The sequence below is a fragment of the Candidatus Zixiibacteriota bacterium genome, assembly GCA_034003725.1.
Lineage (GTDB): Bacteria > Zixibacteria > MSB-5A5 > GN15 > FEB-12 > WJMS01.
In genome coordinates this window covers 70,625-90,942 of record JAVEYB010000011.1, presented here as the reverse complement: position 1 = coordinate 90,942, position 20,318 = coordinate 70,625, and the positions used below count along the sequence as shown (strand labels likewise).

17 protein-coding genes are annotated in these 20,318 nt (G+C 59.4%); 16 read left to right on the top strand and 1 reads right to left on the bottom strand.

Annotation, left to right across the window (positions count from 1 at the left end; genetic code table 11):
• Nucleotides 1–180: 180 nt before the first annotated feature.
• The 16 genes from RBT76_12420 to RBT76_12345 all read left to right on the top strand — a co-directional run bounded on the left by RBT76_12420 (nt 181) and on the right by RBT76_12345 (nt 18,646).
• The gene (locus RBT76_12420) at nt 181–1,194 is read left to right on the top strand and encodes a heme o synthase (protein ID MDX9858589.1); all 1,014 of its coding nucleotides are present in this window, start codon (nt 181–183) and stop codon (nt 1,192–1,194) included.
• A 296-nt stretch (nt 1,195–1,490) separates the two neighbouring features.
• Nucleotides 1,491–2,138 (top strand): cytochrome c3 family protein, encoded by a 648-nt coding sequence (locus RBT76_12415; protein MDX9858588.1) that lies wholly within the window; start codon nt 1,491–1,493, stop codon nt 2,136–2,138.
• A complete protein-coding gene (locus RBT76_12410) occupies nt 2,135–5,161 on the top strand; it encodes a TAT-variant-translocated molybdopterin oxidoreductase (GenBank protein MDX9858587.1) in 3,027 nt (1,008 codons plus the stop codon). The genes RBT76_12415 and RBT76_12410 overlap by 4 nt, the downstream gene beginning before the upstream one ends.
• A gap of 52 nt (nt 5,162–5,213) precedes the next feature.
• On the top strand, nt 5,214–6,563 hold the full coding sequence (gene nrfD / locus RBT76_12405) for an NrfD/PsrC family molybdoenzyme membrane anchor subunit (GenBank protein ID MDX9858586.1): 1,350 nt from the start codon (nt 5,214–5,216) through the stop codon (nt 6,561–6,563).
• Nucleotides 6,563–7,117 (top strand): DUF3341 domain-containing protein, encoded by a 555-nt coding sequence (locus tag RBT76_12400; protein MDX9858585.1) that lies wholly within the window; start codon nt 6,563–6,565, stop codon nt 7,115–7,117. The genes nrfD and RBT76_12400 overlap by 1 nt, the downstream gene beginning before the upstream one ends.
• Nucleotides 7,114–7,719: a cytochrome c gene (locus tag RBT76_12395; GenBank protein ID MDX9858584.1), complete on the top strand. Its 606-nt coding sequence runs from the start codon at nt 7,114–7,116 to the stop codon at nt 7,717–7,719. The genes RBT76_12400 and RBT76_12395 overlap by 4 nt, the downstream gene beginning before the upstream one ends.
• An 8-nt stretch (nt 7,720–7,727) precedes the next feature.
• Nucleotides 7,728–8,918, top strand: a complete 1,191-nt coding sequence (locus tag RBT76_12390) for a hypothetical protein (protein ID MDX9858583.1) — start codon at nt 7,728–7,730, stop codon at nt 8,916–8,918.
• 9 nt (nt 8,919–8,927) lie between these two features.
• Nucleotides 8,928–9,278 (top strand): hypothetical protein, encoded by a 351-nt coding sequence (locus RBT76_12385; GenBank protein ID MDX9858582.1) that lies wholly within the window; start codon nt 8,928–8,930, stop codon nt 9,276–9,278.
• A gap of 154 nt (nt 9,279–9,432) precedes the next feature.
• On the top strand, nt 9,433–10,236 hold the full coding sequence (locus tag RBT76_12380) for an SCO family protein (GenBank protein ID MDX9858581.1): 804 nt from the start codon (nt 9,433–9,435) through the stop codon (nt 10,234–10,236).
• Nucleotides 10,237–10,271: 35 nt separating this feature from the next.
• Nucleotides 10,272–11,216 carry a cytochrome c oxidase subunit II gene (gene coxB / locus RBT76_12375; protein ID MDX9858580.1) on the top strand — a complete coding sequence of 315 codons (945 nt, stop codon included), beginning with the start codon at nt 10,272–10,274 and terminating at the stop codon, nt 11,214–11,216.
• A gap of 9 nt (nt 11,217–11,225) precedes the next feature.
• A complete protein-coding gene (ctaD, locus tag RBT76_12370) occupies nt 11,226–12,881 on the top strand; it encodes a cytochrome c oxidase subunit I (GenBank protein MDX9858579.1) in 1,656 nt (551 codons plus the stop codon).
• Nucleotides 12,882–12,884: 3 nt separating this feature from the next.
• A complete protein-coding gene (locus RBT76_12365) occupies nt 12,885–13,538 on the top strand; it encodes a cytochrome c oxidase subunit 3 family protein (protein ID MDX9858578.1) in 654 nt (217 codons plus the stop codon).
• A gap of 15 nt (nt 13,539–13,553) precedes the next feature.
• Nucleotides 13,554–14,033 (top strand): cytochrome C oxidase subunit IV family protein, encoded by a 480-nt coding sequence (locus RBT76_12360; protein MDX9858577.1) that lies wholly within the window; start codon nt 13,554–13,556, stop codon nt 14,031–14,033.
• Nucleotides 14,034–14,134: 101 nt separating this feature from the next.
• Complete coding sequence (locus RBT76_12355) at nt 14,135–15,661, top strand: COX15/CtaA family protein (GenBank protein MDX9858576.1); 1,527 nt, start codon at nt 14,135–14,137, stop codon at nt 15,659–15,661.
• The gene (locus tag RBT76_12350) at nt 15,658–16,077 is read left to right on the top strand and encodes a DUF420 domain-containing protein (GenBank protein ID MDX9858575.1); all 420 of its coding nucleotides are present in this window, start codon (nt 15,658–15,660) and stop codon (nt 16,075–16,077) included. Before RBT76_12355 ends, RBT76_12350 begins: the two co-directional genes overlap by 4 nt.
• A gap of 169 nt (nt 16,078–16,246) precedes the next feature.
• A complete protein-coding gene (locus RBT76_12345) occupies nt 16,247–18,646 on the top strand; it encodes a DUF5686 family protein (protein MDX9858574.1) in 2,400 nt (799 codons plus the stop codon).
• Between the two features lie 106 nt (nt 18,647–18,752).
• Here RBT76_12345 and RBT76_12340 read toward each other — a convergent pair whose 3' ends face one another.
• The gene (locus RBT76_12340) at nt 18,753–20,057 is read right to left on the bottom strand and encodes a hypothetical protein (GenBank protein MDX9858573.1); all 1,305 of its coding nucleotides are present in this window, start codon (nt 20,055–20,057) and stop codon (nt 18,753–18,755) included.
• Nucleotides 20,058–20,318: the final 261 nt, after the last annotated feature.

The following is a 20,318-nucleotide window of genomic DNA, read 5'->3' as shown; positions in this document are numbered from 1 at the left end:
CGACGATCCCTGACATTGATAGCGCAGATCAAGCCTCCGCCGGTTTTGCGAACTCTCCGCAGGTGTCGCGAATCGTGGAGCGATGCCACATTTAAAGGAATGCGACAACACGAGAGCGGGTCTTCGCCAAGTGAGTTGAGCCGACCCGCCGCCCGCACATCGGGCCGATCGTGGTGAACATTGGCCGATTTTAAGACGGAACCTTCGTGTGCGGTCCGCTGTTGGTCGAGGCAACGCTTTCGCAGTGGTGCAGCGGCCCGCGATGTTGTATGTTGTGGGCCCCGTACCCGAGCACGCAAAGGGAGTATTGTGATACGTGATTATCTGGCGCTGACGAAGCCGACCATCATGCTGTTGGTGATTTTCACCGGCGCCGCGGCGCTGCTGATAGAGGGAAGCCTCATCCACGAGCCGGCTCGCGCGGCGCTTTTTCTGCTGGGCTTGTTTATGACCGGCGGTTCGGCGAACGCTCTCAATCAGTATTTCGAACGAGAGATCGACGCGCGCATGACGCGCACAAGCAATCGCCGACCGTTGCCCCAGGGACGTATAGCGGCCGGGCGGGCCCTCTGGTTTTCGATCATGATCGGCGTAATCGGTGGGGCTCTTTTGCTGGCCATATTCAACTGGCTGACCGCCGCCCTGTCCATAGCCACCATTCTTTTTTATGGTCTTTTCTATACTCTTTATCTCAAGCCTCGCACGCCCCAGAACATCGTCATCGGTGGTGCGGCCGGGGCCATGGCTCCGGTAGGCGCCTGGACCGCCGCGACCGGCACGATGGGTGTCGAGCCGTGGGTGATGTTTCTGATCGTGTTCCTGTGGACTCCGCCGCACTTTTGGGCGCTCGCCTTGTACTGCAAGGATGATTATGTTCGCGCGCGCCTTCCCATGATGCCGGTGGTCCGGGGCGAGGTCGCCACCCTGAAAAAGATCCTGATCTATACGGCGCTATTAATAGGTGTATCGCTGGTACCCGTTCTTTACGGAGCCGGCTGGCTTTATCTCCCGGTGGCTTTGTATCTGGGCGTCAAGCTGTGGTCAGCGGCCCGGCGAGCCTGGCGTATTCGACAGGAGGCGGCGTATCGCGCCTTGTTCGGATATTCCATTTTGTATTTGTTCGCGTTGTTTCTGGCGATGATTGCCGACTCGCTGCTGGTGCGCTACGCCGGTCTGCCGACCGTGCTGTCATAGCGGCGTCGCGGGCCTTTGCACCGGGTGGCGCGGCGGTCAGAACGGCTGATTTTTTCCGGCGTGTATTCAAAGACCAAAAGAGTATACGATTTGGTACATTTTTCTCGCTGCAGTCGCGCGTCACGATTCACTTCGTGCAAAAAGAACATTGACAGATCAGACGGCATTGGCTATTGTGCGGCTCAAAATTGAGAAGACGATTTTTTCAGCATGGTGAACATTCCTCCAGTTTGTCCATTCTACCGGGGGACGACCATTGCGGACGGTTTGTGAATTAAGTAACAAGGGACTCTTCCGTGGCGCAGTTGTTTCCCAAATGGACCAATCGACTTCCCATCATCGCTGCCGTCGTCGTTGTTTTCGGCGGAGCAGCCGTCGTGGGCGGCGTGTGGTACTATTTTTCTCCGGAGTATACCGATGTCGGGTATCGGCCGGGTCAGCCGGTGCCGTTCAGTCATAAGCTGCATGCGGGTGATCTCGGCATGGATTGCCGCTACTGTCATAATACCGTTGAACAGACTGCCTGGGCGGCGGTACCGCCAACGGCGACGTGCATGAACTGTCACACGCTTATCCTGCCCGAGAGCGAGAAGCTTCTGCCGGTCCGCGAGAGTTTTGCGACCGGACGACCGATCGAATGGGTACGCGTGCATAAGGTCCCGGATTACGCCTATTTCAATCACGGCGTTCACGTCCGCGCCGGCGTAGGGTGCGTCTCCTGCCACGGCAATGTCCGCACGATGGAAGTCGTGCAGCAGAAGGAACCCCTGTCGATGGGCTGGTGCCTTGACTGCCATCGCAATCCAGACCCGTTCCTCCGTCCGCTCGAGGAAGTCACCAATATGGAGTGGATGCCGCCCGCCGACCACGATGAGTACGTGCGTCGGATCAAGCAGGAGCGCACCATCAACCCGCCCACCGACTGTTCGGGGTGTCATCGATGAAAAAGCGGATTCCGTTGACCATACACACGACCGGCAAGCAGTACTGGCGCTCGCTGGACCAGCTGGCCGAGACCGACGCCTACAAGGACTTCCTTCATCGTGAGTTCCCGGAGGGAGCCTCCGAGATGGGCAACGACTGGTCGCGCCGGAGCTTCCTGACATTGATGGGTGCGTCGATCGCGTTGGCCGGATTGTCCGGGTGCAGGCGCCCGGTGGAGAAGATCGTTCCCTACGTACGGCGGCCGGAGGAGATCGTACCCGGTGAGCCGCTGACGTTTGCCACCAGTATGCCCGTCGGGACCGGAGCCTATGGCGTGCTGGTTCGTTCAAACGACGGGCGACCGACAAAAATCGAGGGTAACCCCGACCACCCATCGACTCGTGGCGGCTCCAACGCCTTCATCCAGGCCGCGATTCTCGGGTTGTATGATCCCGATCGGTCTCAACAGCCCGTTGAAAAAGGCGCCAAACGCGACTGGGATGCGTTTACCGATTATTACCGCAGTCAACTGCACGCACTGTATATCGCCAATAAGGGGGCGGGTCTGGCCGTTCTCGCCGAATCGTATGCGTCGCCGACCATGGCCCGACTCAGGGCCGCGTTTGAAAAGACGTTTCCCAACGCCCGGTGGGCGACCTATGAGCCGGTTTCCGATGAAAACGTCTACGACGGACTGGAAATCGCGACCGGAGCGGCCTACCAGCCGGTGTATCATTTCGAGAAGGCGAAGACGATTCTCGCACTGGACAGTGACTTCCTGGGGCGTGAGGGCAACACCGTCACGAACGCGCGCGGTTTCGCCGCGACACGGAAGGTGGAGTCCCGACAGGATGACATGAGCCGTCTGTATGTGGCCGAAAGCTGCTATACGATCACGGGCAGCATGGCCGACCATCGTTATCGACTGAAGTCGGGCGAGGTCGGCGCGTTTGCAGTGGCGGTGGCGCGAGCGTTGCAGGCGCAGGGCGTGGCGGTCGAGGGACTTGCCGGTGCACCGGCTTTTGATTCACCGTTCGACGCGAAATGGATTCGTGTTGTCGCGGAGGACCTTCGTCTGGCCGGCGCCGGCGCGATCGTGATCGCCGGTTCCGGGCAGCCCGCATGGGTCCACGCGCTCGTGTTTGCGATCAATGCCGCCCTGGGAGCGACCGGAACGACCGTCACGTACCACGAAATGCAGGACATATCGCGGCCGCGGCGCGCCGACCTCAAGCACCTGGTCGATGCCATAAACGGCGGCGCGGTCGAAACGCTGGTTATCATCGGCGGCGATCCGGTCTACAATGCGCCGGTTGATCTGTCGATTGCGTCGGCGCTGGCCAAAGTGAAGCACTCAATACACCTGTCCGCATACTATGATGATACCTCCCGGCTGTGCACCTGGCATGTGCCGCGCTCCCATTTCCTGGAAAGCTGGGGGGACGCACGATCCATCGACGGCACGTTGGGTGTCGTACAGCCGCTCATCGAGCCGCTGTTTGACTCGCGCAGCGATATCGAGCTGCTTTCGTTGCTCATAACCGGCACGATGCAGACCGGCTATGAGGCGGTTCGGGAAACGTGGCAGCCGCTTCTACGCGGCGGTGATTTCGAACGGGCCTGGCGGTCGGTGCTGCATGACGGATTGCTGAGGGACTCGGCCGCGCCGTCCGTGTCGCCGCGGGTGCGGGTTGGCGCTATGGCCGCCGCCATGCGGCCGTCGGAACGCGCCTCCGGATTGGAAATCGTCTTTCGGTCGTCTAACGTATTCGATGGACGATATGCCAATAACGGCTGGCTGCAGGAGCTTCCCGATGCCATCACCAAGCTCGCGTGGGACAATGCCGCTTTGATAAGCCAGAGCACGGCCGGAAAGTTCGGAGTACAAAACGAAGATATGGTGAGGGTCGATCTCGGCGGCCGGTCGCTGGAACTGCCCGTGTGGATCTCACCCGGCCACGCCGACGATTCCGTCACCCTGCTTCTCGGTTACGGACGGCAGAATCTGGGGCGCGTCGCAGACGGCGTCGGATTCAACACGTATACCCTTCGCACGTTCGACCACCCCTGCATTGCAGGCGGCGGTTCGGTGCAGCGCACGGGCGGAACCTGGGAACTGGCCAATACGCAGGATCACGGCAGCATGGAAGGGCGGCCTATTGTTCGCGAGTCGACGCTCGCCGAATACCGCACATCGGACGATCCGACCTTCTATCCCGAGGGACCGCACCATCCGCCTCTTGTCCCCCTGTGGGACGAGCACTCCTATGCCGACGGCTACCAGTGGGGCATGGTCATTGACCTGAACTCGTGCATCGGCTGCAACGCCTGCACGGTCGCGTGCCAGAGCGAGAACAACATTCCGATTGTCGGCAAGCAGCAGGTGCGCAACGGCCGCGAAATGCACTGGATTCGTCTGGATCGGTACTACGCAAACGCGACAGGTGATCCGAACGGACTCGACGAGCCGGAGGTCGTCTTCCAGCCGATGGCCTGTCAGCACTGCGAGAACGCCCCGTGCGAGTCGGTGTGCCCGGTGGCGGCCACGGTGCACGATAAGGAAGGCCTCAACGTCATGGTATACAACCGGTGCATCGGGACACGTTACTGCTCGAACAACTGTCCGTACAAGGTTCGCCGGTTCAATTTCTTCAATTACACCAAGGACTATCCCGAGATTCATAAGATGTCGCAGAACCCGGACGTCACGGTTCGGTCGCGCGGTGTGATGGAGAAGTGTACGTATTGCGTTCAGCGAATCAGCGCCGCCAAAATCGCGGCGAAAGCCGACGGGCGCACGGTTGCCGATGCCGACCTGCAGACGGCCTGCCAGCAGGCCTGCCCGGCGCAGGCGATCACGTTCGGCAATATCAATGATCCGAACAGCGCCGTCTCGAAGATGAAAAAGATAAATCGTGACTACAGGGTGCTCGAGGAATTCAACGTGAAGCCGCGCACGTCGTATCTGGCGCGACTGCGCAACCCGCACCCCGAACTGGCATCGGCCCGGCCGACCGGCAAGACCGAACATTCCACCCATTAGGGAAGGCGACAGACAAACTGTGAGTGTAACCCCGAAAGCAGACCCGGTCGTGATGGTCGAAGAACCGCTGATTACCGGCAATCAGACGTTCCACACGGTCACCGATACCATCAGCCGAATAGCGGAACGGAAGACGACCATCACGTGGCTGGCGCTGTTCGGATTCGCCGGGTCGCTTGCGCTGGTCCTGCTGGGGTCGATTGGCTACCTCGTCTGGGAAGGGACCGGCATCTGGGGATTGAATATCCCCGTCGCATGGGGATGGGCGATCGTCAATTTCGTGTTCTGGGTTGGTATCGGACACGCCGGAACCCTGATTTCCGCGATTCTCCACCTCTTCCGCCAGCGATGGCGCACGTCGATTAACCGCTTTGCCGAGGCTATGACGTTGTTCGCGGTGATCTGCGCCCTTATTTTCCCCGGCATACACGTGGGTCGTATCTGGGTGGCATACTGGATGTTTCCCGTGCCGAACCAGATGCAGATGTGGCCGCAGTTCCGCTCGCCGCTTCTGTGGGACGTGTTCGCCGTGAGCACGTACTTCACCGTGTCGCTTTTGTTCTGGTATGTGGGATTGATCCCGGACCTCGCGACCCTTCGCGACCGGGCCAAGACGAAAATTCGAAAGATCGTGCTCGGTATCCTTTCGCTCGGCTGGCGCGGCGGAAACCGGCAGTGGATCAATTACGAACGCGCGTATCTCGTGCTGGCGGGGCTGTCCACGCCGCTCGTCCTGTCGGTGCACTCGGTGGTGTCGACCGACTTCGCGGTGAGCATGATCCCCGGATGGCACACGACGATATTCCCGCCGTACTTCGTGGCCGGCGCCATTTTCTCCGGCTTTGCGATGGTGATGACGCTGGGTATTATCGTGCGAAAAGTTTTCCATCTCGAGCACTTCATCACCATAAACCACCTCGAGAGAATGAACAAGATCATGCTGCTCACCGGCATGATGGTCGGCTACGCCTATAGTTGTGAGTTCTTCATCGCCTGGTACTCCGGCAACGTCTACGAGGCGTTTACGTTCATCAACCGGGCGTTCGGGCCGTACGCCTGGGCGTACTGGATCATGATCGGCTGCAACGTCGTGGTACCTCAGATCTTCTGGTTCAGGAAATTCCGCCGCAGCGTGCCGGTCATGTTTGTCGCGACTATTTTTATCAATATCGGCATGTGGTTCGAGCGGTTCGTGATCGTGATGTCTCTGGCACGCGACTTTTTGCCCTCGAGCTGGGACTACTACAGCCCGACGATCTGGGACATTCTGACCTTCGTTGGCTCATTCGGGCTGTTTTTCACGCTGTTCCTGCTGTTCCTCCGGTTTGTGCCGATGATCTCGATGACCGAAGTAAAGGCGGTTCTGCCGCAGGCAGACCCGCATCACGGGGGTAAGCACTGATGAGTGAGAACACGGTGACGGCAAAAACGGAATACGGCGTCATCGCGCGGTTCGCCGACCCCGGCGCGCTGCTGCACGCGGCCGAGAAGCTGCGCGACGCCGGCTACACGAAATTCGACTGCCACTCGCCGTTCCCGATTCACGGGATGGATAAGGCGATGGGGCTGAAGGAGTCGAAGGTCGGGCTGATCTCGGGCGCCGGTGCGGCCATCGGATTTGTCGTGGGCCTGGCACTGCAGTGGTGGACCTCGGCTGTCGACTACCCCCTGGTTATCGCCGGGAAACCGCTGTTCAGCTACCAGGCTTTTGTCCCGGTGACGTTCGGTTTGACCGTGCTGTTCGGCGCGCTCGGAGCCGTGCTGGGCATGTTTCACGTCAATCGTCTGCCGCAGTTGTTTCACGGCGTGTTTCACTCCGACGCCTTCGCGCGATTCAGTGACGACGCCTTCTTCGTCAGCGTCGACAGGCACGACCCGAAATACGACCGCCGGGCGACCGTCACGTTTTTGACATCGATCGGCGGCAGCGAGCCCGAAGTGCTGGAGGGAGAATGAAACAGGCAACGATCCTGCTGGCACTGCTGGTGCTGGTCGCGTCCGGATGCACGCGGCAGAGACCGTCGGAGAAACCGCCGATCCATCCGAACCCGAACATGGATTCACAGCCGCGTTATGATCCGCAGGCGCCGAGCGAGTTTTTCGCCGACGGCAAGGCGATGCGGGCGCCCGTCGCCGGGACTGTCGCACGCGGGTGGCTTCGCGACGATCCGGTTTTGTACACCGGCAAGGACGCCCGCGGCGCATTCGTCAAAGACTCTCCCGTACCGGCCGATATGGCAATGCTCAAACGCGGGCAGCAGCGCTACGATATTTTCTGCAGTCCGTGCCACAGCCGGGTCGGCGACGGGCGCGGTATCATGATTCAGCGGGGATATATCCCGCCGCCGTCGTTCCACGAACAGCGGCTGCGTGACACGACCGACGGTTACTTCTTCGACGTGATCACGCACGGCGTGCGCAATATGCCCGCGTACCAGTACCAGATAACCGTTGAAGATCGCTGGGCCATTATCGCCTACGTGCGGGCGCTGCAGCGAAGCAAAAACGCCACGATCGAAGATATCCCGGAAGACATCCGGAAAACAGTAAGGCAGTGACGGAGACGATGAACTTTCAGGCTGACACCTACACCCTGACGGACCGGGGTGGATTTGCAAACAAGGCGATGATCGCCGGAGCGGTCGGGTTGCTGGTGACCGTTCTGGCCTGGTTTCTCGATTCCGCCCGCTTCTACCACGCCTGGCTGACGGCATTCGCGTTCTGGATCACCGTATCCCTCGGCGCCCTGTTTTTTACGATGCTGCACCATCTGACCGGGGCGCAGTGGTCGACGGTCATTCGTCGCCTGGCCGAATCACTGCTGGCGCCGTTCCCGCTTCTGGCCGTCTTTTTCATCCCGATCATACTCGGAATGCACGATTTGTATCACTGGACGCACGAGGACGCGGTGGCCCACAGCCACCTGCTGCAATTGAAACAACCGTATCTGAACCAGACGTTTTTCATCATCCGCGCGGTCGTCTATTTCGCCGTCTGGATCTTCTTGTCCATGCGCCTGGTGTCACTGTCTCGGAGGCAGGACCAGGGGCATTCAGCCGACATCCTCGCCAAAATGCGAAGCACGTCGGCGTGGGGCATGATCCTGTTCGCCGTAACGATCACGTACGCCGGGTTCGACTGGCTCATGTCCATGGCGCCGGAATGGTATTCCACGATTTTCGGCGTGTATATCTTCTCCGGCGGCCTGCTCTCCGCCATGTGTCTGATTACACTCACCGCGCTGGCGCTGCGCCGCCGCGGCGTCCTGGATAAGGCGATCACCCACGAACATTACCACGACCTCGGAAAACTGGTGTTCGGGTTCATCATCTTCTGGGGATATATCGGTTTCTCCCAGTACATGCTCATCTGGTACGCGAACATACCGGAGGAGACGGTCTGGTACCTGGCCCGATGGGAAGGGTCGTGGAAGGCCGTGTCGCTGCTACTGGTCCTCGGCTACTTCGCGATTCCGTTTCTGATTATGATTTTCCGCGGGACCAAACGTGCCCTCGCGCCGCTCGGCGTGATGGTGGCGTGGCTGCTCGTCATGCACTGGGTGGATCTCTACTGGCTGGTGTTTCCCACCTGGCCCGGAGCGACCGATAACGCCTCGTTCCATTGGATGGACCTCAGCGCCATGCTTGCGATCGGCGGGTTCTACCTGTGGTCGTTCTGGAGCCGCTTCAGCCGGGGCCCCCTGGTGCCGGTGGGCGATCCCAAACTTCCGCAATCCCTGAGCCATGTAAACTACTAGGGTGATACTGTGAGCGATTCCCAGCACACACACGGCGTCGATCCGACCGGAACAGGATACGAGAAAAGCGATGTCAGCGTTCCGTGGATCACCACCATCGCCCTGATCGTGATCGGCGTTATCGTGGTATTTATCGTTATCCTCAACGAGTACTTTCTCGTGACCAAGGAGCGGCTGGTGTACGACACGGTCCTGTCGACCCCCTCGGCCGCACTGCGCGAGCTTCGCGCCCGCGAGGATGAGGAACTGCATTCGTACAAGGTGCTCGATTCCGCCGCGGGCGCTTATCAGATTCCGATCGACCGGGCGATGGAACTGCAGGCTGGCGAGGCCCATGAGCGCCGGCTCAAAGATAGATGAATATAGTAATTTTAGTCTTATTTGTTCCCCTGAAAGTGTGCGGATAATCGCGAACCAATGCGAATAATACGGTGTTGTAAAAAACACTATGCTTGACAAACGGCGCAAAAATGGACTTCTTAGCCCCGGTATATCTATATTGTGGGCGATCCTGATGGGTCTCGCGACGGCGCCCGGCGCGCAGGTGGTGCAGGAGAGTCCCGCCGCGTTCGACGGAATGGGAGTCGAAGAGCGTCTGGGCGATACGATTCCCCTCGATCTGACCTTTATCGACGATCTCGGTCGGCAGGTGCGATTGGGCGATTACTTCCATCAGGGTAAGCCCGTGATCCTGTCACTGGTGTATTACAATTGCCCGATGCTGTGCAACCTGATCCTGAACGGGCTCAGCGACGGCATGAAGGGCGTGGATTTTGTCGCAGGCAACGAGTACCAGGTGGTTACGATAAGTTTTAATCCGCTGGAGACGGCCGAACTGGCGTCGGCCAAGCGCGCCAACTACCTCAACGAGCTCGGCCGTCCCGAAGTGGACCGCGGCTGGGCGTTTCACGTTTCGCCCGATGATCAGGTGAAGCGACTCGCCGATGCGGTCGGCTTTCAGTACTACTGGGACGACGAGCGGCAGGAATATGCGCACCCGTCCGCGGTGTTTGTGCTGACCGAGGACGGGCGGCTGTCGCGGTACTTGTACGGTATCGCTTTTCAGCCCCGCGACGTTCGGCTGGCCCTGCTGGAGGCGGCGGAGGGGAAGATCGGCACGACAATCGACAAATTGCTTTTGTACTGTTTTCACTATGACCCCGACGCGCGCGGCTATGTGGTATTTGCCGGCAACGTGATGCGCCTCGGGGGCGTGGCGACGGTTCTGGTCCTGGGCGGTATGATCGGCGTTTTGTGGTTTGGGGATCGGCGGAAGAGCCGCCGGCTCGAACAGATGCCGCATGCGGTCCGGCACTGATGGATACTATCGGCTTCTGATGCAATAAGGCAGACATGGATACGACCGGGTCACTTTTTATGCCGCCGCAGAACTCGACCATGGCGGCCGAGATCGACTTTCTGTGGGACTTCATCTATTGGGCCAGCGCCGTCTTCTTCATCGTACTCGGCGCGGCGATCGTTTATTTCGTTTTCCGGTATCGCCGGCGGCGGCAGGGCGAGTTAACCACCGGCCTGGCGCACAACATGCCGCTGGAAATAACCTGGACGCTCATTCCGACCATCCTCATTTTCTTCGTCTTCGTCTGGGGCTTCAAAAGCTACCTGAAGCTGCATATTGCCCCCGGCGACGCGATGGAAATCAAGGTGACCGGACAAAAATGGTTCTGGAGCTTCCAGTATGCCGAAGGCGCGAGCACGGTCAATGAGCTGGTCGTGCCGGTGGATAAGCCGGTCAAACTGCTGATGTCGTCGGTCGACGTCATTCACAGCTTTTTCGTCCCCAATTTCCGCGTCAAGATGGACGTACTGCCCAACCGATACACGCAGTTGTGGTTCGAGGCGACCGCGGTCGGCGAATACGATCTGATGTGCACCGAGTACTGCGGAACGGGACATTCGGAGATGATCGGCAAGGTGCGGGTGCTCGGCGAGCGCGAGTACGCCGAGTGGCTGGAGTCGGCCGGCGGCATGGGTGAAGGGATGACTCCGGCCGAATACGGAGCGCAGCTGTACAAAAACAAAGCCTGCAACACGTGCCACTCGATCGACGGCAGCAAGCTGGTCGGCCCCAGTTTCCTGAACCTGTACAATACACAGCAGATGCTCACGAACGGCCCGCCGACCATGGCCGATGAGAATTACCTGCGCGAGTCGATCCTCAATCCGCAGGCCAAGCTGGTGGCCGGATACGATCCGGTGATGCCCTCGTACCAGGGCGTCCTGAAAGACCAGCAGATCGACGCGCTGATCGCCTATATCAAGTCACTCAAGGAATAGGGAATCGGTATGAGTCACGATTCTACCGCCGTCCTCAGCTATCTCAAAGAGCCGAAAGGGCTCAAAAGCTGGCTGCTGACGGTAGATCATAAACGAATCGGCATCATGTACCTGACCGCGATCATGTTTTTCTTTTTCGTGGGCGGGGCGCTCGCGGTCGTCCTCCGCACCGAGCTGTTCAGGCCGGAGCGAATTCTGATGGACGCCGATACGTACAACCAGTTTTTCACCCTTCACGGCGCGATCATGATCTTTTTGTTCATCATTCCGTCGATTCCCGCCGCGCTGGGCAATTTCCTGCTGCCGCTGATGATCGGCGCCAAGGATGTCGCGTTCCCGAGGCTGAACCTCGCGAGCTGGTACGTATATGTTTTCGGCGCGCTGTTCTGCCTGTATTCCATCGTCAGCGGCGGTGTCGATACGGGCTGGACGTTTTACGCGCCGTACAGCACGACCACCTCGACGTCCGTCATCTCGATGACGCTCGGGGTCTTTATCCTCGGATTCTCCTCGATTTTCACCGGGCTCAACTTCATCGTCACCATCCACAAACTCCGCATGCCCGGCATGACGTGGTTCAAGATGCCGCTGATGGTCTGGGGCTTGTACGCGACCGCGATCATCCAGGTTTTGGCGACGCCCGTGCTGGCGATCACGCTTGTCCTGTTGATCATGGAGCGCGTACTGGGGATCGGCATTTTCGACCCGGCCATGGGCGGCGACCCGGTGCTGTTCCAGCACTTCTTCTGGTTCTATTCGCACCCGGCGGTTTATATCATGATCCTGCCCGGCATGGGCATCATCTCTGAAGTGATCGCCACCTTCTCGCACCGCAAGATTTTCGGCTACCGGCCGATCGCGTATTCATCGCTTGGCATCGCGTTCGTTAGTTTCCTGGTCTGGGGTCACCACATGTTTACGTCGGGCCAGTCCGAGATCGCGGCGATGATCTTCTCGTTTCTCACCTTTTTTGTCGGCATTCCGTCCGGTATCAAGGTGTTCAACTGGGTGGCCACCCTGTACAAGGGTTCGGTGAGTCTCGAAACGCCGATGATCTACGCGCTGATGTTCCTGTTTCTGTTTATGATCGGGGGCTTCACGGGTATCATGCTCGGCGCGCTGGCGCTCGACGTTCATCTGCACGACACCTATTTCGTCGTGGCACATTTCCATTATGTGATGATGGGCGGCACGGTCATGGCCTTTCTCGCCGGCCTCCATTACTGGTGGCCGAAAATGTTCGGCAAGATGTACAGTGAAGCGTGGGCGAAGATCGTGGCGATCATCGTTTTCGTGGGGTTCAACATGACCTTTTTCACCCAGTTCATTCTGGGCGCCAAGGGCATGCCTCGCCGGTATTACACGTACCTCGACCAGTACCAGCCGCTGCACGGGTTTTCATCCGTCGGCGCCTGGGTGCTCGGGTTGGGCTTTTTGATTATGGCGATCTACTTGATCGCGTCGTTTTTCAACAAGCGTCCGGTGGGCGCCAATCCGTGGGGCGGGCTGACCTATGAGTGGGAGACGAGCTCGCCGCCCCCGCAGCACAATTTCCTGACCGATCCGGTCCTGGCGCACGGCCCGTACGACTACGACAAGGTCAGCGTGGTCGGCGAGTATTACCGGAGCAGGGGAGACAAACCAACCGTGGCAGAGAAGGTCTGAACTATGTCCAGCACGCACGCCGGATCCCACCCGAAGTATCTGCAGCACCATTTCGGAACGGCCGTCCAGCAGGAAGAATCATCCAAGCTCGGCATGTGGGTCTTCCTGCTGACCGAGGTCCTGTTTTTCGGCGGTCTGTTCTGCGCCTACGCGGTTTTTAACGCCTGGTACCCGGAGACGTTCGTCAACGCCCACAAGTCGCTGTCGTGGCAGCTCGGCGCGGTCAATACCATCGTGCTTATCACCAGTTCGGTAACGATTGCACTCGCCATCCGCAGCATGCAGCTCGGACGGAAAAAGGCTACGTTCCGCCTGTTGCTCGCCACCGTACTGCTCGCCGCCGTGTTCCTGGTAGTCAAGTACTTCGAGTATTCGCACAAGATCCACCTCGGGCAGCTCCCCGGCAATCTGTATACCTATACCGGCATCGAGGGCACCAACCCCCACATCTTCTTCTCCGTCTATTTCATGCTGACCGGGTTGCACGGGGTGCATGTCGTGGCCGGTATCATCGCCATTAGCTGGATGATGTACCGGGTGAGCCGCGACGAGTTCTCGGCTGAATACTATACGCCCATAGAACTGACCGGGCTGTACTGGCACCTGGTTGACCTGGTCTGGATTTTCCTGTTCCCCATGTTGTACCTGATCGGATAGGACAAGGCGGTAATCATGTCGTCACACAGCGAAAAAAAGCACCATATCCTGCCGCTGAGCCTTTATTTGAACGTCGGGGCGGCGCTGCTGACACTAACGGTCCTGACAGTTGTCGTCGCGCGAATGGACCTCGGCGTGTTTAATACGATTCTCGCCATGGTCATCGCCGTCGCCAAGGCGTCGCTGGTCGCATTGTTCTTCATGCACCTGAAGTACGACAGCAAATTGTATTCGGTCGTCTTTGTAGGTTCACTTGCATTTCTCGGGCTGTTCATTATACTTTCCATGGCGGACACGGAGACCCGGGGAGAAATCGACCCGATTCGTGAGCGCCCGATTGTCGAGGAGGCCGTCATCTATCGCGACGGGTCGCGATCGATTGATGCCCCTGCCGCAGCAGGAGCTCTCGACGGGGTCGCCGCGGACAGTGCATCAGGGGTATCCGGCAGCACCTCCGCGCCATCGTCCGCGACAACACCGCCCGCCGGACACTGACGGTTGTCTGACCGCCCGTGACCGGGTGACGGGCAACCGTAACGCATAACAGGGCTCACCCCTGCGGCGTGGGCTTCCGGGCTGGGAAGGAACATCCGGTTATGAAGTCGTTTCGCTACTCGGCGCTGCTGTCTCTGGTCGCAACCTACATGCTGATCTTCATCGGCGGTCTGGTCAGAGTGTCCGGCGCCGGTCTGGGCTGTCCCGACTGGCCGAAATGTTTCGGACGATGGATTCCACCGACCTCCCTGAGCCAGCTTCCCCCGGAAATCGACCCCTCGCAGTTTAACATCACGCTCGCCTGGATCGAGTACGGCAATCGCCTCGTCGGCGTGACCGTGGGCTTGCTCATCGTGCTGACCGCCGTGCTGGCTATTCGCTATTATCGCTCCCAGCCGAGAATCCTGTGGCCCTCGCTGGCGACCGCCTTCCTCGTTGCTCTCCAGGGATGGCTCGGCGGCGTCGTCGTCACCAGCGAATTGCACCCGTATCTCGTTTCGGCACACCTGATTCTGGCAATCGCGACCGCTTTGCTCCTGCTGCATGTGCTCCTGCAGAGCTACTACGTCGAGTCCGAAGCGATGGTCTCCGAATTGACCTACCCGGTCTCCGCCCGCAACTGGATCGTCGGCCTCGGGATGATGACGTTGTTCCAGGTTATCCTGGGGACGCAGGTGCGGGGCAGACTCGAGGATATCTCCGCCGCGTACCCCCTGGCATCGGATCTCGAATGGCTCTCCCGGGTGGGGGCCGGCATGGACGCGCACCTGATCGTCGGCGTTCTCACCGCCCTCTTCGCGTTTTTCGTCGCCTACGGGCTGATCCGCCTGTCCGACAAATCGGCCGTCCTGGTGAAGCAGGCCGTGTGGCTGATGGTGGCGCTGGTCGCGCTGCAGCTGGTCGGCGGGATCGTGTTCATCTCGTTTGGTCTGCCGGCAATCGTCCAGCTTTTTCACCTCTGGCTGGCCACCATCTTCCTCGGCGTGCTGCTCGTCCTGTACTCGGTCGTGTCACACGCCCGGGAACTGCCCGCCCGATTCCAGAAGTCGGTCGGCAAGGTGATCGTCGCCGGTCTGGTGCTGGCCGCGATTCTGACCGCCAGCGGTTTTGCCGTTATCAAGGAAGCCGAACTGTCACGAAATGCCCTGCCGGTTCTGGGCAAACTGCCCGAGTTCACTCTGACGCAGGAAGACAGCCGCAACTACTCCCTGATCGACATGAAAGGGCAGGTCAGTCTGCTCATGTTTGAGTCGGCGACCTCTCCAAATTCGGTCGGCATGAAAGTCGCCTTTCGCGATGTCTACGATCGTTACGCGCACTCCGAACGTCTCGCGCTGGTGACCGTCCTGAAGCAGGTCGATACGAGTCCGGTCAGTCTCCCGGCGTATATCGATTCACTCGCTCTCACCGACAACCGCTGGCTGGTCGTGACCGGGCCGAAGGATACGACCGAGGTGCTCTATCGCGAGGTCTTTCGCCTGGCCGACCGTGACGATATCGCGGGGACCAACAGCTTCGTGCTCATCGACCGGATGGGGCGAATCCGCGGCTTTTATCGGTACGACTCCGACAGCGACCGGATCCGGCTCGACCGGGATATCGTAGCGCTGGCGAGGATCGCGCGGTGAGTCAGCCGTCCAGCGTTCTGCCCACCCTCAACGCCGTGCTCAATCTCACGGCAACCGTCCTGCTTCTGTTCGGCTACCTCAATATCCGCAAAGGACGGATCGCGGCCCACAAACGGTGCATGGTGTCGGCGCTGATTGTCTCGGCGGCCTTTCTCGTTTCGTACGTAATCTACCACTACACCGCGGGCTCGGTACCTTACCCTTACCACGACTGGACCCGGCCGCTCTACTTTGCAATTCTCATTCCTCACGTTATCCTCGCCGCTGTCATGGCGCCGTTCATCATCGTACTCGTGACACTTGCGATACGGGAGCAATTCGATCGGCACAAACGACTCGCGCGATGGGTGTGGCCCGTCTGGATGTTTGTCTCTGTCACGGGGGTCGTAATTTACCTGATGTTGTACCGCCTGTGAGCCGCCCGACAGCGAACCGGCCTGCACAGAATATGTGTTATGCCGTGTGCGGACAACACGCTGCGCCCCCGGTCCGAGCCGAAAACCCTTGCGGCGCCACTCGAACACATCCGGCATTAAAGTTGATATGTACGTCGGCAAACACAGCGATCCACACGTACGGGGAATTATGAACAACTTCGCTATTGTCTTGTGCCTCATAGTGTGCTCGGTAACCGGCGTACTTGCCCAGCCTCCGCAGCAGCCCGTGGAGTACGTCGTCGTCGAGGGCACCGTCACCGACAGTACAGACGCATCGCCGCTCGATCGAGTGACCGTCCGGGTCGAGGGGTCAGGCGTCTCGACGCTGACCAATTCCGAAGGGAAGTACCGGCTGCTTCTGGCTCCCGGAACCTGGAGACTTCATTTCAGTCATGTCGCCTTCAAACATCGAGCGATTCAAATCGTCGCGGACCGGGAAACCAATCTGCTCGACGTCACCCTGGAGCGGGCCGTGTACGAATTGCCGGGGGCCACGGTGTATTCGCGCCAATACGACGCCGCCCAGCGTATTATTCTGGAAGCGATCCGGCGAAAGAAGGACATTCTCAGTCAGCTTGCCGATTACCAGTATGACGCCTACACGAAGTTCATCGTTACCGACCTCGCCAAAGACGGAGCCGAGTCGATATTCCTGATCGCGGAATCACAGACGACGGCCTTCTGGGAACGTCCCGACAAGTACAAGGAGATCATCACCGCCCGACGCCAGTCGGGAAATATCGATGCCGAAAACAACCTCGTGACGGTCGGGCAGATCCTGAATTTCAACGCCAACCGTATCGAGATCGGCCGATTTTCAATCGTCACGCCCACCGCCACCGACGCGCTGTCGAGTTACAATTACTATCTGATCGACACCGTGTTCCTCGATAATCGTCCCGTCTTCCGTCTGGAGATCGAGCCCAAAAGCGTCGCCGAGCCCCTGTTCGTCGGAACCATCGACATCGCCGATTCCACCTTCGATGTGGTCGCGGTTGATGTCGGCGTGAACGACGCCGTCCGGCTGCCGTTCGTCGACAGCCTTCGCTACAGCCAGCGATTCGCCCACTTCAGTGACGGGTTCTGGATGCCGGTGGATATTCGTCTCACCGGACAGGTGCACCTCGGTATCAAGTTCCCCGGCATTCCAAAAGACCTCGGGTTCGCCCAATCGGCCTCTCTGTACAGCTACAGCTTCGAGCAGGGCCATGATAAGGATCGGTTCGACGAGTTCATCATCGAGGTGCAGGACGGCGCCGACGATATTGATAGCTCGACCTGGGCGGTTCGCCAGACGATTCCCCTGACAACCATAGAACTCGCAGCCTACCACCTGATAGATTCACTGGAGTCGCTGCCGCCCTCTCCCGGAGAGGTTGCGATGTCCGCCCTTCTTGCGAGCGTCTACCTTGCGACGGTCGGTTATCCGGACCTGTTCCATTTTAACCGGGTCGAAGGATACTACCTGGGCATCGGCGGGCGGGTCAGTCCCTTCTCGCCGGATCTGAACCTGCGGCTCAAGTCCGGCTACGCCTTCGATCGTGAGAAGTGGCAACACGAGTACGGCGCCGCTTACCGAGTGAGCCGAAGCCAACGCCTCTGGGTGGGCGGGTACTGGCGTGATGACATCGTCAAGCGGCCGACCATTGTCAGCGAGCTGACCTACAACCCGACCTTTGCGGCCCTGGGATGGAAACTCGATCCGTTCGATTATTACCACGAGCGCGGTTTTGAGCTCTATGCGGAAAGCAAACTTGTGAATTTCGTCGACGGCCGTCTCGGTTATATCGACGTGCGCCAGACCAGCGCGCCGCTGACGAACGATCATTCGATTTTCGAGGACTCCGATCCCATCATCCGCGACAACCCGGCCATTATCGACGGGCGGCTTCGGGCATTCAACGCTTCGCTCACCTATGACTCCCGACCTCTCATGCGAAGCAAGAACCGGGTGATTCGAATCGACGATATCGAACGCACCATGCTGACGGTCGGGATCGAGTATGCCTCGCCTGATCTGATCGATAACGACTTCGAATACCGGAGATATTTCGCCCGCCTGTTTCACCGGCAGCGGTCACTCGGTATGGGTGTAACGACACTTAACGCGTTTCTCGGCGCATCGGATGGTGATCTGCCGCCGCAGCGCTACTTCACGGTCGACCACGGCAACGGGATCTTGTACGGCAACGGTGAGTTCTCGACCTTGAACCAGAACAACTTTGCAGGCAATCGGGTCGCGGCCGTGTATCTCAACCATGATTTCGACCGCCTGCTCTTCCGGAAGAGCGGCTTACCGCTCATCAAAGATGTGCCTTTTACGTTGCAGGTGTTCAGTGGCGCCTTCTGGAGCGAGTTCCGGGATCACAAGACCGTTGCAGGCGATGAGCTCATCAACACAACCGCCGGCCCGTATGCCGAAGCCGGGTTCGGTCTGGGAAACCTGACGCCGCATCTCGCACCGTTCAATATGGGGGTCTTCTTCACCTGGCAGGTCTCGAAGTATGACACCGACACGTTCAACTGGATGATCGGGTTCGCGTTTTGAGCGGAGAAACAGAAAGCCGGGCGCCCGCGGCGCCCGGCCGATATCAAACGGCCGTGTCTGCCTGACCCTCGACCGCGAGGCTCGGCCGTACGGACCCTCGATTTGTCTATGAGCGGCTTGAGGTCTCCCGTTCGAGCGTCACATCCTCCGATGACTCAAAACCGGCCGATGGGAAGTTGTCCATCTCGGGCATGTTCACGGATTCCGGTCCGCGGCGAAGTTCGACCCGGCGCTTTCTCAGCGCGAAGTCGTTGATCGCGTTCTGCAGGTCGATGCCGTAGCGACCCGCAACTCTCACCCGTTCGAGATTCTGCTCGAGCGATTGCCGCAGTTCGTCTGAATCGTTGATGCGCAGGCGACGCAGGCGACGGATTCCATCGCGCTCGACACGGTTCATGACGAAGTCGACACTGTCGCTCATGAGCGACCCCGCCAGCGCCATGATAATGACGATAAAGTCAATCACGAACGCGAACAGCAGCGAGAACATGGTGAGGTGATCCATTTCCAGCAGGTCGCCCAGCACCAGCATCAGGGCGTGCTGGCTGCTGGCCGGGGTCTCGGGATAAAGAGCCGGAACGGGTGGATCCATAAGCAGCGGTTCGACCCCGCCCTGGATCATCGAAACCGAGGCGCGCGGAAAGGCAACCATGGCATCGGTCACGATCCGGGCCTGTTCGGCAACCGGATCGGCCGGGCTGAGCGACATCGCCAGCGAGTCCACGTGGCGGGCATACCCGCTGACAAATTCCACGTTGCGCTCGGCCGTGCGTTTCCATGTGGAAATGTAGTTGGCGATAATCCCCGCCCCGGCGCCCTGCCGGTAGTCGGTCCCCTGGTACGCCCGCCAGGAGTCCACGGTGCGTCGGGCGCCATCAATGACGTTCTGGACAACCGGATCGTTGGAACCCTCGTCAACCATGGTTGCCCACCCTTTGGTCTGCTCGATATCAAACAACTGGCCGAGTCGTTGAATCTGGTACTCCCCGCGCGCGAGCGCCTTCTTGGCTTCCGATGCATAGCTGCTGAGGACCGGTCGCGCGGCCTCGGCATACGCGCCACGGGCCCGCTCGGCGCGCGTATGTGCTTTCAGGCCGGAATTGAAATTGGCGTACGAAAAGAAGATCGAAAACGCCGCGGCGAGCGAAAAAACGACAAGGTACGGAATACGATTGCTTCTGACCTTCATGAGGTTCCAGGCGATACCCAGCATGGCCGACTGAAGACCAAGCGAGCCGATAAACGCCAGCGACGACGGCAGAATAATCGTCAGGCCGTAATACGTCGTAAAAAGGGACAGGACTGAAAGAAGAAATGTCCCGGTGTACACCATTGCCGCCGTGGGGCGAAACCCGGCTCGCAGGCGCGGGCGGTATTTCCGGACGAAGGCGACAAGATCGCGCAGGTCCATAGGGTGTTGATCCTCCTGGAAAGGTGTTTTTCTCAAGTATCGGCACACACGCCCGCACGGTTAACACCCGGTCGCACTCTCGATAGCCTGATCGACCACCGGGCGGAAGGGTGCCGATTCCAGTTCGGCGACTGTCCCCGGCCCACACCACCGGCGCGGCGGTGACCCACACGGCAGAATCCATTTCGGTAGTGGCCGAGTAAACGGACCTATCCGGATTCGATTACCTCCGGACCCACGCAAGGATATTGCCGGGCGCGT

Coding starts and splice junctions, on each gene's coding strand:
- RBT76_12410 (MDX9858587.1), top strand. CDS start 2,135: ATGAAAAAGCGGATTCCGTTGACCATACACACGACCGGCAAGCAGTAC.
- nrfD (MDX9858586.1), top strand. CDS start 5,214: ATGGTCGAAGAACCGCTGATTACCGGCAATCAGACGTTCCACACGGTC.
- RBT76_12400 (MDX9858585.1), top strand. CDS start 6,563: ATGAGTGAGAACACGGTGACGGCAAAAACGGAATACGGCGTCATCGCG.
- RBT76_12395 (MDX9858584.1), top strand. CDS start 7,114: ATGAAACAGGCAACGATCCTGCTGGCACTGCTGGTGCTGGTCGCGTCC.
- RBT76_12390 (MDX9858583.1), top strand. CDS start 7,728: ATGAACTTTCAGGCTGACACCTACACCCTGACGGACCGGGGTGGATTT.
- RBT76_12380 (MDX9858581.1), top strand. CDS start 9,433: ATGGGTCTCGCGACGGCGCCCGGCGCGCAGGTGGTGCAGGAGAGTCCC.
- coxB (MDX9858580.1), top strand. CDS start 10,272: ATGGATACGACCGGGTCACTTTTTATGCCGCCGCAGAACTCGACCATG.
- ctaD (MDX9858579.1), top strand. CDS start 11,226: ATGAGTCACGATTCTACCGCCGTCCTCAGCTATCTCAAAGAGCCGAAA.
- RBT76_12365 (MDX9858578.1), top strand. CDS start 12,885: ATGTCCAGCACGCACGCCGGATCCCACCCGAAGTATCTGCAGCACCAT.
- RBT76_12360 (MDX9858577.1), top strand. CDS start 13,554: ATGTCGTCACACAGCGAAAAAAAGCACCATATCCTGCCGCTGAGCCTT.
- RBT76_12355 (MDX9858576.1), top strand. CDS start 14,135: ATGAAGTCGTTTCGCTACTCGGCGCTGCTGTCTCTGGTCGCAACCTAC.
- RBT76_12345 (MDX9858574.1), top strand. CDS start 16,247: ATGAACAACTTCGCTATTGTCTTGTGCCTCATAGTGTGCTCGGTAACC.
- RBT76_12340 (MDX9858573.1), bottom strand. CDS start 20,057: ATGGACCTGCGCGATCTTGTCGCCTTCGTCCGGAAATACCGCCCGCGC.